Annotated in this window: 15 protein-coding genes; 5 read left to right on the plus strand and 10 right to left on the minus strand. The window is 38.9% G+C overall.

Annotation, left to right across the window (positions count from 1 at the left end):
• Window positions 1–6: 6 nt before the first annotated feature.
• Together NON16_RS16920 and NON16_RS16925 are read right to left on the minus strand one after the other, a co-directional pair.
• Window positions 7–798, minus strand: a complete 792-nt coding sequence (locus tag NON16_RS16920; protein WP_257350606.1) for an inositol monophosphatase family protein — start codon at window positions 796–798, stop codon at window positions 7–9.
• A gap of 155 nt (window positions 799–953) precedes the next feature.
• Window positions 954–1,142: a hypothetical protein gene (locus NON16_RS16925; RefSeq protein WP_257350607.1), complete on the minus strand. Its 189-nt coding sequence runs from the start codon at window positions 1,140–1,142 to the stop codon at window positions 954–956.
• A 212-nt stretch (window positions 1,143–1,354) separates the two neighbouring features.
• On the opposite strand from NON16_RS16925, the gene NON16_RS16930 reads away from it, so the two are divergent.
• Window positions 1,355–2,008, plus strand: a complete 654-nt coding sequence (locus NON16_RS16930) for a YktB family protein (protein ID WP_257350608.1) — start codon at window positions 1,355–1,357, stop codon at window positions 2,006–2,008.
• A gap of 205 nt (window positions 2,009–2,213) precedes the next feature.
• Here the strand turns inward: NON16_RS16930 and NON16_RS16935 are convergent, their stop codons facing one another.
• The gene (locus NON16_RS16935; protein ID WP_257350609.1) at window positions 2,214–3,179 is read right to left on the minus strand and encodes an NAD(P)H-dependent flavin oxidoreductase; all 966 of its coding nucleotides are present in this window, start codon (window positions 3,177–3,179) and stop codon (window positions 2,214–2,216) included.
• Between the two features lie 175 nt (window positions 3,180–3,354).
• On the opposite strand from NON16_RS16935, the gene NON16_RS16940 reads away from it, so the two are divergent.
• Window positions 3,355–4,830, plus strand: a complete 1,476-nt coding sequence (locus tag NON16_RS16940; protein WP_257350610.1) for an aminotransferase class I/II-fold pyridoxal phosphate-dependent enzyme — start codon at window positions 3,355–3,357, stop codon at window positions 4,828–4,830.
• 40 nt (window positions 4,831–4,870) lie between these two features.
• Here NON16_RS16940 and NON16_RS16945 read toward each other — a convergent pair whose 3' ends face one another.
• Together NON16_RS16945 and NON16_RS16950 are read right to left on the minus strand one after the other, a co-directional pair.
• Window positions 4,871–4,999: a GapA-binding peptide SR1P gene (locus tag NON16_RS16945; protein WP_257350611.1), complete on the minus strand. Its 129-nt coding sequence runs from the start codon at window positions 4,997–4,999 to the stop codon at window positions 4,871–4,873.
• A 359-nt stretch (window positions 5,000–5,358) separates the two neighbouring features.
• Window positions 5,359–5,658, minus strand: a complete 300-nt coding sequence (locus tag NON16_RS16950; protein ID WP_257350612.1) for a DUF3055 domain-containing protein — start codon at window positions 5,656–5,658, stop codon at window positions 5,359–5,361.
• A 187-nt stretch (window positions 5,659–5,845) separates the two neighbouring features.
• Between NON16_RS16950 and NON16_RS16955 the strand changes: the two genes are divergently transcribed.
• On the plus strand, window positions 5,846–6,280 hold the full coding sequence (locus tag NON16_RS16955; protein WP_257350613.1) for a DUF1885 family protein: 435 nt from the start codon (window positions 5,846–5,848) through the stop codon (window positions 6,278–6,280).
• A 165-nt stretch (window positions 6,281–6,445) separates the two neighbouring features.
• Here the strand turns inward: NON16_RS16955 and NON16_RS16960 are convergent, their stop codons facing one another.
• Window positions 6,446–7,288 carry a polysaccharide deacetylase family protein gene (locus tag NON16_RS16960; RefSeq protein ID WP_257350614.1) on the minus strand — a complete coding sequence of 281 codons (843 nt, stop codon included), beginning with the start codon at window positions 7,286–7,288 and terminating at the stop codon, window positions 6,446–6,448.
• A gap of 289 nt (window positions 7,289–7,577) precedes the next feature.
• Here NON16_RS16960 and NON16_RS16965 point away from each other — a divergent pair, with 289 nt between their 5' ends.
• Together NON16_RS16965 and NON16_RS16970 are read left to right on the plus strand one after the other, a co-directional pair.
• On the plus strand, window positions 7,578–9,080 hold the full coding sequence (locus NON16_RS16965) for a glycine betaine uptake BCCT transporter (RefSeq protein WP_257350615.1): 1,503 nt from the start codon (window positions 7,578–7,580) through the stop codon (window positions 9,078–9,080).
• Between the two features lie 546 nt (window positions 9,081–9,626).
• Window positions 9,627–10,016, plus strand: coding sequence for a thioredoxin (locus NON16_RS16970; RefSeq protein WP_257350616.1), 390 nt, complete (start codon window positions 9,627–9,629; stop codon window positions 10,014–10,016).
• Between the two features lie 416 nt (window positions 10,017–10,432).
• Here the strand turns inward: NON16_RS16970 and lpdA are convergent, their stop codons facing one another.
• The 4 genes from lpdA to pdhA are packed head-to-tail and all read right to left on the minus strand — an operon-like array spanning window position 10,433 to window position 15,316.
• Window positions 10,433–11,845, minus strand: a complete 1,413-nt coding sequence (gene lpdA / locus NON16_RS16975) for a dihydrolipoyl dehydrogenase (RefSeq protein WP_257350617.1) — start codon at window positions 11,843–11,845, stop codon at window positions 10,433–10,435.
• A 2-nt stretch (window positions 11,846–11,847) separates the two neighbouring features.
• Window positions 11,848–13,200 carry a dihydrolipoamide acetyltransferase family protein gene (locus NON16_RS16980; protein WP_257350618.1) on the minus strand — a complete coding sequence of 451 codons (1,353 nt, stop codon included), beginning with the start codon at window positions 13,198–13,200 and terminating at the stop codon, window positions 11,848–11,850.
• A gap of 49 nt (window positions 13,201–13,249) precedes the next feature.
• Window positions 13,250–14,227 (minus strand): alpha-ketoacid dehydrogenase subunit beta, encoded by a 978-nt coding sequence (locus tag NON16_RS16985; RefSeq protein WP_257350619.1) that lies wholly within the window; start codon window positions 14,225–14,227, stop codon window positions 13,250–13,252.
• Window positions 14,228–14,230: 3 nt separating this feature from the next.
• The gene (pdhA, locus tag NON16_RS16990; protein WP_257350620.1) at window positions 14,231–15,316 is read right to left on the minus strand and encodes a pyruvate dehydrogenase (acetyl-transferring) E1 component subunit alpha; all 1,086 of its coding nucleotides are present in this window, start codon (window positions 15,314–15,316) and stop codon (window positions 14,231–14,233) included.
• Window positions 15,317–15,340 lie beyond the last annotated feature (24 nt).

Raw genomic sequence — 15,340 nt, forward strand, 5'->3', positions numbered from 1 at the left:
TTTATGTTAATTTAAATAATCATTTAGTATCTGTTCATGGAGCTGAGATTTAGCAGCGAAAACAGAATTTTGTTCTAGCAATTCTATCGGGTTCCCATCCACGGTCGTTACTGTCCCGCCAACTTCTTCAATTAATACTTTACCAGCGGCAAAATCCCAGGGCGATAGTCTCATCGTTATATACGCATCTAGACGCCCAGCCGCTACAAATGCTAACTCAATCGCAGCTGAACCATAGGATCTTGTACCCCGACATTTCTTAACTAAAGGAGAAAGGACATTTGGATCAATTCTTCTGTTTTCAGTTACCCACGTCGCATTTAAGGAAATTATAGACTCATCAAGTTTAACATTCCCTAGCTGGTTCAATTTACGATCGTTTAAATAGGCACCTTCATCTTTAATTGCATGGAACATTTCGTCATAAACGACATTATAAATAATGCCCACCATACCAACACCATCTTGGTAGACCCCAATGGAGATGGCAAAGTTTGTTTGTTGGTGTACAAAATTCATCGTACCGTCGATTGGATCTATAATCCAAACTGTTCCATCTAGTGAAGTGACCTTTTCTCCGACCCCCTCTTCTCCTAGAATTTTATGTTCGGGGTACTGTTCGTTTATTTTATTGATAAGGAAAGTTTCCACTTCTCGATCCATATTCGTAACTAAATCATCTTTGTTCGATTTTGTTTCCACCGTTAATTGTTTCTCAAACGAATCCCGAATCACTTTACCAGCATCTTTCGCCCATATTATTGCCTCTTTGCAGATCTTATGCCAATCGTTTGACATTGTTTCACTCCTTTTCATTTCGAGGTCTATGTATTCACAAAAAACGAACCTCCTTATTGTCAAGGTTCGCTCTATCTATTTAGATTAGTATATAGGATGTACAGAACTCACTACGTCATGAGTTTTCTAATTTACGAATTTCAGACACATGTACTTTACCCTTTTAATTGTAACATTTCTTGTCTAAATCGTTCTAACTTTTTCTTTGAGCGATTGATTTGTTCTGGATTTTTGGTAGACAGTGCTTCGTGTAGAGTCGCCAATTCATAATCGATTTCTAATCGAAGAACTGGAATTCTACGCTCAGCCTCATTTTTCTTTAGCGTTTGAATTACTTGTTTCATGGAAACTCACACTCCTTTTCTTTTTTACCTTACATAATAAGTGTCTTTATAAGTGTCTTATCCCACTATTCTGAATTTTAATGACGATTATTGTACTAGATTTAATCCTATCCTTCCACAGTTGTCACTATTTAAAACCATTTTTGCATTCCATTTTGATACGTCCGTGTCCTATGGTAAACTACACCATGATAAGATAACGAGGTGATTAGATGACATTTCAAGGATTAACTGATAAAGATTTCGATGTTTTCAAAATTGATGGATTGGAACAACGGATGGAAGCAATTAAATCGACAATTCGACCTAAGCTTGAATACTTTGGTGAACACTTTGCCCCTCTATTAACCGCAGCAACTGGAGATGAAATGTTCCACCATACCGCCAAGCATGCAAGAAGATCAGTCAACCCACCAAACGATACATGGGTTGCTTTTGCAAATAGTAAGCGAGGATATAAAATGCTTCCACATTTTCAAATCGGATTGTATGAAACTCATCTTTTTGTGTGGTTTGCAATCATTTATGAATCACCCATCAAACAACAATTTTCAACTACTTTAGAGAAAAATCAGAATGAGATTCTAAAAAGTATACCTGATAATTATGTTTGGTCTATTGATCATACTAAACCAGACATCATTTCCCATGAAGAAGTTAAAAATGGTGAATTCACGAAAATTGTCCACCGTCTGCGTGATGTGAAAAAAGCTGAAATTTTATGCGGGATTCAAATTCAACGTAACGAGTCAGTCTTAAAAAGTCCTAATCAGTTACTCTCCCGAATTGAACAAGCTTTTCAAACATTAGCTCCCCTTTACCAATTAGCACAGCAGAGCGCGGTATCTACTAATGCAATTGATTAATGTATTATATTACCGTCATTCTTCTACCGTATAGGTATCTAACCTAACAAATTAAATAAATCCAATGGAATTTAACTCCCAATTTGAAAAAGGGAGGCGACATCTAGTCACCTCCCCTTTTCTTACCCATTTAAAAAGTATAAAATTTTGTTCGCTTCGGCGCTCCCCAGTTCACTTGCGCTTTTCTTCATCCTTTACCTTTATTTCAATACTCGGTGTCGTTCCACCTCTCTCGAACGGTCCCTGCTTCTTTAATAATTCGATCAAACAATTCCTCGACACTCGGGACATCCTTAATTCTACCTGCAATTTGACCAGCCCATCCAAACCCATCTTCATGACCATTATGCACATATGCACAATTAGCATCACCAGAAATATAGGACTTGATTGCTTCATAAGTGGGATCTATTTTTTCAATCTCTAAAATTTGATCTGTCCAACTATTCCGGATCACTCTACCTGGAGCACCAAGTGACCTTTTAATAACGGATGTATCATTTTCACTTGCATCGATCAGGGCTTGTTTATAATTTTGATGTGCATGGACGCATTCCTTAGTCGCTATAAATCTTGTCCCCATTTCTATTCCTTCTGCCCCTAATGATAGAGCTGCCATGAAACCTCTTCCGTCACCAATTCCTCCAGAAGCGATTACTGGTATAGACACTGAATCGACGACCTGAGGTACGAGAACCATTGTACTAATATCCTCTTTCCCAATGTGTCCACCACCTTCTTGACCAACCACCATGACGGCATCTGCACCTAGATCTTCTGCTTTAACGGCTTGACGTTTAGCAGCCACTAAAACAAGCTTTTTCACATCAACACCTTTCAATTGTTCAAATACCGGCGTTGGGTTGCCTCCTGTCATCGAAATAACAGGAACCTTTTCCTCTATCGCTACATTGAGCATATCAGTGAATGGTCTTCCATGTTGTCCTATTGCAAAGTTAACCCCAAAAGGTCGTTTTGTCTTTGCTCTTACTTTATGTATTTCATTTCTCAAGTCGTTCGGGGATGATAATGACATTGCTGTAATTTGACCGAGCCCTCCAGCATTTGAAACTGCCGCTGCTAATTCAGAATAAGCAAGATATGCAAGACCACCTTGAATAATAGGATACCGGATACCTAACATACTGGTTAATCGTGTCTTCCATTGCATTTCATGTTCACCACTTCCCTTTAAAATTAATTGGATAGTTATACTTAACCAATTTGCAAAAAAATTTTACTTGCATGGATCAATAAATTTGATATACTTTGTTTTGTTTTATCATTTTAGCACACAACTAAAACATCATCATTAGTACTATCATACAAAACGAGGTGTAATCTCATTGTCTCAAGCCCTGACACCACTATTTACTGGTTTATTAAACCACGCAAAACGGAATCCAATACAATTTCATATACCGGGCCACAAAAAAGGAAAAGGTATGGACCCCGACTTCCGAGAATTTATTGGTGAAAATGCACTATCCATTGACTTGATCAATATCGGTCCACTTGATGACCTTCACCATCCTCATGGGATGATTAGAGAAGCCCAACAATTAGCAGCAGAAGCATTTGGAGCTGATCATACTTACTTTTCTGTACAAGGGACAAGCGGAGCAATAATGACAATGGTTTTAGCAGTGTGCAGTCCTGGAGATAAAATACTAGTTCCAAGGAATGTCCATAAGTCAGTGATGGCTGCTATTATATTCTCAGGAGCTGTCCCTATTTTCATCCATCCTGTAATAGATCCAAACTTAGGTATATCTCATGGCATAACAATTGATTCAGTAAAAAAAGCGGTTCAGCAGCACCCTGACGCCAAAGGGTTACTCGTAATTAACCCAACCTATTTCGGTATTAGTGCTGACCTTCAAGAGATTGTGCGAATCGCTCATGGAAAAGAAATACCTGTACTCGTCGATGAAGCGCACGGCGTTCATATACATTTCCATGAAAGGCTTCCTATATCTGCAATGGAGGCAGGTGCAGATATGGCCGCTACAAGTGTTCATAAACTAGGTGGTTCGATGACACAAAGCTCAATATTAAATGTTAAGGATGGCCTGGTGTCTCCTGAGCGTGTTCAATCAATTCTAAGTATGATAACAACAACTTCTACATCATACCTACTATTAGCTTCTTTAGATGTTGCACGTAGGCGGCTGGCTATCAACGGGTATGAACTAGCGGAACAATCAATTCAACTTGCTGAATATGCGAGGGGCATGATAAACCGTATTCCGTCCATATATTGTGTAGGAAATGAAATAGTGGGGAGCCCAGCTACATTCGATTACGACCCGACAAAATTAATTATTTCTGTAAAAGATTTAAATATAACCGGGTATGATGTAGAAGTGTGGTTCCGAGAGCATCACAATATTGAAGTAGAACTTTCTGACCTTTACAATATCCTTTGTATCGTTACTCCAGGGGATGACAAAAAGAGTATTGATGCTTTGGTAAAAGCCTTAACCGAGCTTTCAGAGTTCTATGTACAATCCATTCATCCGACAGAAAAAAAGGTTCCAGTTCGTGTACCCGAAACCCCTGTGCTTTCAATTTCACCAAGAGATGCATTTTACTCAGAAACAGAGTGCATTCCATTTAAGAGTGCAGTCGGAAGAATCATAGCAGAATTTGTAATGGTTTACCCACCAGGAATTCCAATCTTTATCCCTGGCGAAATTATTACACAAGATAATCTTGATTATATTTTTGAAAATATAGCTGCTGGTCTTCCTGTACAAGGACCTGAAGATGATAAACTTGAAATGATTCGCGTTATCAAAGAGCATGTCCCAATCAAATAAAAAACGGTCTTGGCTCAAGTAGAGCCGAGACCGTTACTATTTATGATTGCTTTTGTCCAGTCTTACGTTGTTTCTTACAATTTGGACAGTTAGAATATAATGTCGTTACCTTCTCAACTTCAAAATGTTCAATTGTTGCATCACACGATTGGCAGATAATTGTTCCCATTGCTATCACTCTCCTCTGCAAGTTGAAAGCGCTTTATTTATTCGTTACATTAATAATATGATGTCACAATTGAAATGTCAACAATAAATTGTATAACCTATTAAACCTTTTGTGCTACATCTATTTAAAGAAAACTTGGTAAAGCCAAGCCTTTAGCGCAGGCTGAGCCTTAGTTGCACTTATACTATAGAAAGTATTTTTATACTTTCTTAACGTGTAAATAAAAACGTTGCTAGCGCCAAGCTTCAGCGCTGTCGATCGCCTTAGTTACACTTATGCTATAGAAAGTATTCTTATACCTTCTTTTTTTTATCAAAAAGGGGTACGGCTCATTAATAGCCATACCCCTTTCCCTTTAATTAATCATATTGTTCTGCAATCGGAGAAAATGGAAGTGATTCTTCAAAAAATGCGGACAAGTCTTCTGCCTCCTGCTTTGAAGAAATCCGAAAAACTTTTTGAATATTATCCGTATTTTTCAGATCCGCTGCATCCATAAGAGTGGAGCGCCCAGTTTGCATGCACACGACAAGCGGTTTCCCAAAAAACATATTTGTATAAATAACCCCAAAATCGTAGCGTACATTTTCAGTAGTAAACCCAACAAATCTAACTTTAACCGTCTCATCTTCATCATACAACTTATCAAATAAATCCATACGACGCCCTCCTTCAGAATTTTTTGAATATTTTAATTATACTAACCATCCTATTCAAAAACAACTGATTCGACAAAACTTCCCAAAGTTCTCACCTGAAAAATATTTTATTATGGAGTCGTTGTCATTTAATACTTGATAGTGCTAGTATAGATTTGTAAAGGACTGTAACAAGGGGTGAACAAATTTGTCTAGCAGTGCATACATAAAGCTTGTATCAAAGTCAAAGCAACAGGAGATTACGTTACAAGAGGTTAAAGAACTTATTAACTATTATCAAGACATTACTTCGAAAACCGGCGCTCAATTAAATTGGGAGTATGGATCGGCTGCCTTCCCTTATGAGCTGGAACAACATGAAAACGGAAAGGACACCTATTTTCTGCTCAAAGGTCACGACCAAGACGACTATAAATACATCATTGTAGGTTTAGGTAGAGAACAAGGGAAAAATAAAGATGATACGGAAGAAAGTAATACGTTTATCCAGGTTGTACTACCTAACGGTTCAACACATGGGGATAAAGGTAAAGCAAACGAGTTTTGTAAATTCGTAGCGAAAAAACTAGACGCGGAACTTCGACTTTTCAACAATCGCATCATGTATTTTTATAAGAGGTAAGAAAACTTGGCAAATGATCTATAAAAATCCCTGAAGATCTCAAGAATTCGTTAATTATCTACACCTGCAAGAAAATTATCTTCAAAAAGGGCTCCTGCCTGCAGTGGTTATAACTATTGAAGGGAGTGACTCAAAAGCCTTTTGGGTCAGCCCCCCTGCTTTTCTTCACTTCACAATTTGATCAGGGTCAATAAACTGATATCCTTTATCCTGTAATCCTTTAACAATGGATGTTAATGCTTCATTCGTCCATTCTCGATCATGAGCAAGTAAAATAGCACCATCCGTCAGTAATTCCGTATTTACCATAATATCAGCAAGTGTATTACTATTCTGATATTCAGCTTCCCAATCATATCCATATGTCCAATTCATGAACATCATATTTTGTTCTTTCGTTAATTGCTTTGAAAAGACTGTATTAACCCCGAATGGCGCACGAAAAAATATAGACTTTTCTCCAGTGATGGATTCAATCTTTTCATTTAATGTTAGGATCTCCTGTTTCTGTTCTTCTACGGATAAGTTCGACAGGTTTGCATGAGTCATCGTATGATTTCCGATTTCAAATCCAAGCCTATGTATTGCTTTCAATACCTTCTTTTCTTCTTCCGTTTCAATAAAATGTCCATTTACAAAAAAGATCGCTGGTACATCTAATTTTTTTAATGTTTTGGCCATCTCTAATCCGTATGTATCTGGGGCATCATCAATGGTAAGTAATACACCTTGTTTATGATTCTTTGAGTCTGTCTGTAACGTCCAATTTGCTGGGTTGATCGTATAGGTTACTTCCGGTTCCTTTGCTTCGGGTTTTTCTCCTTCATCCTTAATAGCGGTGGAAGACTCTTCCTCTACTGAATCTTCTTGTTCTTCTGCTGTATCTTCCTTAGTGGTCTGTACATGCACCTTGCTTTCTTCCTTAGATTTCCGTTCCTTTTCCTCTGCTGTCGGTGCATTACATCCAATAAGAATGACGAGCATCAGCAGAATAAGTCCATGCTTCATTTCGACTCCCCTTTTTCTCTCTGTCGTAAATCTTTCTTATTTTAGTATAAAATGGATACTGCAAAATTAGTAGAGACAAAACACCTAAAATTGTGCAAATTCGGTTAAGTGTAGTATGAATGGGGTACTAATAAAATGGATAAGTAAAATCGACTACCTTATTACTTGTAATTTGGTTTTTCTTTTTATTACAATGGGGGACGGTGCCAATTTTTTATCTGAATTAAGTAAAGAGGTTCGGAGGTTACATCCAGCAAGTTTCTGAAACTTTATAGAAGGGAGTTACAAGATGAAAAAGTTCACAAAGGTATTCATAATTTCACTCATTATTTCACTTGTCTTTATTGTTTGGGGTGTTTTAACGCCGCAAAGTTTGGCTGATCAAACTGCAGCGATACAGGCCTTCCTCCAAGTAAAATTCGGTTGGTTTTATCTGCTATCTGCAACTGCTTTTCTTGTCTTTGCTATCTATTTGATATTTAGTAAGTATGGAAAAATCAAACTTGGTAAGGACGATGATGAACCTGATTACAGTACCGTCAGCTGGTTTGCGATGTTATTTAGTGCAGGTATGGGAATCGGTCTTGTTTTCTGGGGGGTGGCAGAACCCTTATTTCATTATTATGAACCTCCATCTGGAAATGGGGAAACCGTTGAATCAGCTCGGGCCTCTTTGCGTTATGCGTTTTTCCACTGGGGTCTTCATCCGTGGGGGATTTATACAGTTATTGGTCTTTCACTTGCCTATTTTAAATTCCGTAAAGGGGCACCTGGTCTAATCAGTGCCATTTTCCGACCGCTTCTAGGTGATCGTGTTAATGGACCCATTGGAATTTTGATAGATGTAATAGCTGTATTTGCAACCGTCTTTGGTGTAGCAACATCATTAGGTTTCGGTGCTGCACAGATTAGCGGTGGTCTATCCTATGTATTTGACGGAATAGAGAATACTAAAATGACACAACTTATCATTATAGCAGTTGTAACCGTGTTATTTATTCTCTCTGCATCTACAGGATTAAACAAAGGAATCAAATACTTAAGTAATATAAATATTGTACTGGCCATTCTATTAATGTTCTTCTTGCTGTTTGCAGGACCAACAAACTTTATTATGGATGTGTTTACGCAAACATTAGGCTCTTATATCCAGAATTTACCGATGATGAGTTTTACACTCGGACCCTTTAGTGAAACTCGTCAAGACTGGATTCAATCCTGGACTGTATTCTATTGGGCTTGGTGGATGGCATGGGCACCGTTTGTCGGTATGTTCATTGCACGTGTATCTAAGGGGCGTACGATTCGTGAATTCGTTCTAGGGGTGCTTCTTGTACCAACGATTTTCGGCGCATTATGGTTCTCCGTATTCGGTGGTTCCGCTGTCTTTTTAGATCGAATTGAAGGACTTGGACTTTATGGTATAATGACCGACCCAGAAAACGGTACCGAGATTGCCCTCTTCGCACTACTTGAGCAATTTCCGTTTGGAGTCATAATGTCTTTACTTGCAATCCTGCTAATCAGCACTTTCTTCATTACGTCAGCTGATTCTGCAACATTTGTACTTGGTATGCAAACGACAAATGGAAGTCTAAACCCACCAAATGGTATCAAGTTTGTTTGGGGGATTGTAGTAGCAGCATCCGCTGCAATCCTACTGTATACAGGCGGCCTTCAAGGTCTACAGACCGCCTCGATAATAGCCGCTTTCCCATTTGCAATCATTATGATCTTCATCGTAATCTCTACGATCAAGGCTTTAAAAGAAGATTACAAAATCAATAAATAACGTAAGGGGATTCAAATACAGAGGGGGGCTGACCCAAAACATCGATAAAAGTAGATGTCGAGTCAGTCCCCTTTATATTATTATGTAAATTTAATTATTAAATAAAAGCAGGCTCCCAACAAGCTTAGCCAAACCGATTGTTTCTTAGGATTTCGTAGACATACACCAATTAGATACCCGAAATAGATAAACAAAACCATCAATACGTATTCAAATAAAGATGGGTCTCGATGTGACAAGTAGATGACAAAGGAATAAAGGCTCCATAAAATGATTTGAACCGAAGATAGAACAAGCATCGAATAGACCATTTATCCCCTTCCTCTCCCCTTATCTACACGTTAAGAACGTATAAGCTTTCTATTTATATATGTTCATAAAACAACCTATACAACTTTATTTAAAGAAGATTATCAAGTTTGCAATTCTGTAACATTTCATTTACGAATCAAATTTTGTCATTTTTTCGTGTTAGAATCTAATTATTATAAGAGTGCAATAACTACTCCTAATTTCCTGATTCTAAATACGAAAGAAGTGAACTCCATGATACAAAAGTCAGGTGTATTTCTTTCAATACCAATGTTGGCTATACTAGCGTTACTTAGCAGCTGCCAATTCACCCCTACTTTAAATCAATTACCTATAAATTTTGATAAAGCTGAGGTTCATACACTATTATTTTCAGCTGGAAATTATCAATCAGAAGAAAGATCTTATTATGATGCGTTACTCAATCTCCAGAACAAATATCCGGACAAGCTTAACTCTATTAAAATTATCCAGAAGAAAAATAGTGATATCGTACAATACTTTAATATTTCTACGTACCCTACATTGATCATAATGAATGGGAAAGAAGTTGAGGTAAGAGTGGAGGGACATAAAGATTCAGAGCATATCACCCAGACAATTGAACCGGTTTATAAGCAGTAAAAAAACGATATTTCACCTTATTATCCCGGTCTTCCGAACTTTTTAGTTGAATTATTCTCATTTTAGACGAATTCCAGATTTTCCGGCTGAATTATTCTTGATACGGCTGAATTCCAGGTTTTCCGGCTGAATTATTCTTGATACGGCTGAATTCTAGATTTTTCGGCTAGATTATTCTCGATCTGGCTGAATTCCAGGTTTTCCGGTTGATTTTTTTGAGAACAGCTGTCAAATCTGCATGTTTTTCATTAAATATGGTCTTCTTATACTTTTGAAGAAGAGTTATTACTACTTTTAACGCTAAATTGGAATTTGACAGGTCTCTAAATATGTACAATCACCAATTTGAAGACCATTGCATCTATGTTTCTTATCATACAAAAAAGAGGGCGAAATTGGCCCTCTTTTTGTATGACTTATTTAGCTATATGGACAGGTAAACCAATAGCAACTTCTGCTGCTTCCATAGTAATCTCACCTAGTGTTGGGTGAGCATGAATGGTAAGAGCGATGTCTTCTGCAGTCATCCCTGCTTCAATTGCAAGTCCTAATTCTGCAATCATATCAGACGCATTCGGTCCAGCAATTTGTGCACCAATAACGAGTCCGTCATCTTTTCGAGTAATTAATTTCATAAAGCCTTCTGCATCATTTAATGATAGAGCACGTCCATTTGCTCCGAATGGAAACTTAGAAGCCTTTACTTCAAACCCTGCTTCTTTCGCCTCTGCTTCATTGTAACCAACACTTGCGAGCTCCGGGTCACTAAAGACGACAGCTGGAATTGCCAGATAATCGATTACAGCAGATTCTCCAGATATAGCTTCTGCTGCTACTTTACCTTCATAAGAAGCTTTGTGAGCAAGTGCAGGACCTGGGACGATATCACCGATTGCATATAGACCATCAACGGATGTTTTTCCTTGCTTATCCACTTCGATTAGTCCTTTATCTGTGATTTTAACCCCGATCTGTTCAAGTCCAAGCTCTTCTGTGTTTGGTTTACGACCAACTGTAACGAGTACATAATCAGCATCAAATGTTTTTTCTTCACCTTTAACCTCGGCCGTTACTGTTACACCTTTATCAGATTCTTCTACACCCTTCGCCATTGCGTTTGTAATAATTTCAACGCCTTTTTTCTTTAGACGGCGTGATACGAGTGTACTCATTTGCTTTTCGAATCCTGGAAGTATGGACTTCCCACCTTCAAGGATAGTGACTTCAGTTCCAAGGTTCGCATATGCAGAGCCAAGTTCAATACCAATGTAACCGCCACCGATCACAACCATCTTTTTCGGGACTTCCGTTAAGTCAAGTGCACCAGTCGATGAAATGACACGATCACTCCACTTAAAAGAAGGTAATTCAATTGGACTTGATCCCGAAGCTAGGATGCAATCTTTAAACTTGTAGGTTTGAGATGTATATTCATCTTTTGTGATACGAACTGTATTTGTATCAGAAAAATATGCTTCCCCTTTAACGATTTCAACTTTGTTAGCTTTTAAAAGTCCATCAACGCCACCAGTTAATTTTTTTACGATACCAGCTTTCCATTCTTGAACTTTACTCATATCAATTGTAACCTTTTCAGCGGTAATTCCCATATCATCTGAATGCTGGGCATGTTCAAATCGATGGCTTGCATTTATTACAGCTTTTGACGGGATACAGCCAACATTCAGACAAACACCGCCGATTTCACCTTTTTCAACGATTGTTACCTTTTGGCCCATTTGAGCAGCGCGAATTGCGGCAACATATCCCCCGGGTCCAGAACCAATGACCAATGTATCAACTTCTTCTGCAAAATCGCCTACTACCATAATTACGCCTCCATTATTAATAATTGTGGGTCGTTCAACAGACGTTTAACATGGTTTAATGCATTCTGAGCAGTTACACCATCAACAAGTCTGTGATCATAACTAATTGAAACCGCAAGTACAGGTGCAGCTACAATTTCACCATCTTGAACTACTGGTTTTTCTTGAATTCGTCCAACACCTAAGATCGCTGCATCTGGGTGGTTGATGATCGGTGTAAACCATTGACCCCCTGCAGAACCTAGGTTAGAGATTGTGCACGTACTGCCCTTCATTTCATCAGTGGACAGTTTGCCATCACGTGCTTTCGTTGCAAGCTCGTTGATTTCATTTGAGAGTGTGAAGACAGATTTACGATCCGCGTCCTTAATTACCGGTACTACAAGTCCAGCATCTGTGTTCGCTGCAATACCGATATTGTAGTAATGCTTATGAACAATCTCTTCATTCTCATCATCGATTGAAGCATTTAAAATCGGAAATTCTCGTAATGCTGATACGAGAGCTTTAACGACATATGGTAAGTATGTTAGTTTAATACCTTTATCTGCTGCTACTTCTTTAAACTTCTTACGGTGAGCAACAAGATCCGTTACAACCACCTCATCCATATGAGTAACGTGAGGCGCAGTGTGTTTTGAGTTGACCATTGCTTTAGCAATTGCTTTACGCATTCCTTTAAGCTTTTCACGTGTTTCAGGCTCTTGGTGTACTGCAGCTGGTGGTGCTTGTTTCTCATCAGAAGAAGTCTCTTTTTGATCCTCCGCAGCTTTTCCTTGTGCCTCAGAGGTTGGTTCGCCCCCATCAAGATAGGAATCAATGTCTTCCTTAACAATTCTTTCGTTCTTACCAGATCCGGTTACTTTCTTAAGGTTGACACCTTTTTCACGAGCATATTTTCGTACAGAAGGCATTGCTTTTACACGATTCGTCGGGTCATCATCAGACTCTTCTGCGTCATCCACTTTTTCTTTCTTTGATGTTTCCGGTTTTTCTTCTTTATCTCCAGCTTTATCTTCTTTACTGCTTTCTTCTTTGGATTCGTCCGCCTCAGGCTTTTGATCTTCTTCGGCCTTTGGTTGTTCAGCGTCCGTTTCCCCACTGTCTCCCTCATAACCTTCTGCATCAATCGTTATAAGGACATCACCAACAACAGCTACCGTTCCTTCTTCAACTTTGACATCCTTGATCGTACCATCGACTGGTGAAGGAATCTCAACAACTGCCTTGTCATTTTGTACTTCTAAAAGAATATCATCTTCTTTAACTTCATCACCGGACTTGACAAACCATTTTACAATTTCACCTTCATGAATACCTTCACCGATATCAGGAAGTTTAAATTCAAATGCCATGTGTTTCGCCTCCTTATGTTCTATCGACTGAATAATCTTTTAAAGAGTTTTAAAAGTTCATAACTTGTTTTGCTTTGGCAACAATATCATTGTAGTCCGGTAACCAGACATCTTCAGCCGCTGAGAATGGGAAGACAGTATCTGGTGCAGTTACACGAAGCACAGGGGCTTCTAAGGATAAAATTGCACGATCATTGATTTCTGCAACGACGTTTGCAGCAACCCCAGCTTGTTTTTGTGCTTCTTGGACAACAATTGCACGGTTGGTTTTGTTAACCGATTCGATAATTGTATCAATGTCTAGAGGACTGACAGTTCTTAAATCTACTACCTCCGCATCAATGCCATCCTTCTCTAGCTCTTCTGCAGCTTTTAATGAAGAATGAACCATTGCGCCGTACGTAATAATAGAGATGTCTTTTCCTTCTCTCTTAACATCTGCTTTACCAATTTCAACTGTATATTCCTCTTCGGGAACTTCATCACGGAACGAACGATAAAGCTTCATATGCTCAAGGAAAATGACTGGGTCATTATCGCGAATTGCAGATAATAGCAATCCCTTTGCATCATATGGAGTGGCTGGTATAACAACCTTTAAACCAGGCTGTTGCGCCATTAATCCTTCTAAGCTGTCTGCATGAAGCTCAGGAGTTTTTACACCGCCCCCGAATGGTGACCGAATCGTAATCGGTGCATTATAGCGACCTCCAGAACGATATCTTAAACGAGCCATCTGACCAGAAATTGCATCCATTGTTTCAAAAACAAAGCCGAAAAACTGGATTTCAGGAACTGGACGGTACCCTTGTAACGCTAACCCGATAGCGAGTCCCCCAATTCCAGATTCAGCAAGGGGTGTATCAAAAACGCGATCTTCACCGTACTCTTTTTGCAAGCCTTCTGTTGCTCGGAAAACCCCACCGTTTTTACCAACGTCTTCCCCAAAGATCAGCACTTCTTCATCATTCTTTAATTCAATTCGCATCGCGTCTGTGATCGCTTGAATCATCGTCATTTGGGCCATGGCTTACTTCGACTCCTTTTCTTTATATTCTTCCATTTGCTCCTCTAAATTTTTCGGAAGCTTTTCATACATAATTTCAATTAAATCCGTAACTTTTTGTTTAGGAGCTTCATCTGTCTTTTTGATTGCAGCTTTAATTTCTTCTTTGGCCTTTTCTACAACTTCATTTTCTTTCTCTTCAGACCACAAATCTTTGCTTTCAAGATATTTACGGAAACGAACAATCGGGTCTTTCTTTTCCCATTCATTATCCATATCTTCTGTACGATAACGTGTTGGATCGTCTCCTGCCATAGTGTGTGGTCCGTATCGATAGGTTAGAGTTTCAATCAATGTTGGTCCTTCATCATTAACCGCACGTTCGCGAGCTTGTTGTGTCGCAGCATACACAGCGAGTACATCCATACCATCAACTTGGATACCCTGAATCCCAGCTGCAACAGCCTTCTGAGCAATGGTTTTTGCAGCAGACTGCTTTTCAACTGGTACAGAAATAGCAAAGCGGTTATTTTGTACAACAAATATAGCCGGAGCGTTATATGCACCTGCAAAGTTCATTCCTTCATAAAAATCCCCTTGTGAAGCACCACCGTCACCTGTGTAAGTAATAGCAACATTTTTCTTGCCGCGTTTCTTCAGACCTAGTGCTACTCCAGCAGTTTGAGTAATTTGTGCACCAATAATAATCTGTGGTGCTATAACGTTTACCCCCTCAGGGACTTGATTGCCCTGGAAGTGACCACGAGAGAACAAGAATGCTTGATAAAGAGGTAAACCATGATAAACGATTTGTGGAACATCACGATATCCTGGAAGAATAAAGTCTTCTTTATCTAGTGCGTATTGACTTCCAAGCATGGATGCCTCTTGTCCTGCAACAGGTGCGTAGAATCCAAGACGTCCCTGTCTGTTTAGGGAAATGGCACGTTGATCCCAAATACGAGTATAGACCATTCGTTCCATAAGCTCTTGTAATTGTTCATCTGATAGGTCAGGCATTGCGTCCTCATTTATAATTTTGCCTTCTTCATTCAGAATCTGGAAAGTTTCAAATTCTTCTTCGATTTGCTTTAGGGTTTTTGTACCCATGAAGGTCACCTCTTCCTTTCTTCA

The sequence above is a fragment of the Pseudalkalibacillus decolorationis genome, from assembly GCF_024609785.1.
Lineage (GTDB): Bacteria > Bacillota > Bacilli > Bacillales > Fictibacillaceae > Pseudalkalibacillus > Pseudalkalibacillus decolorationis.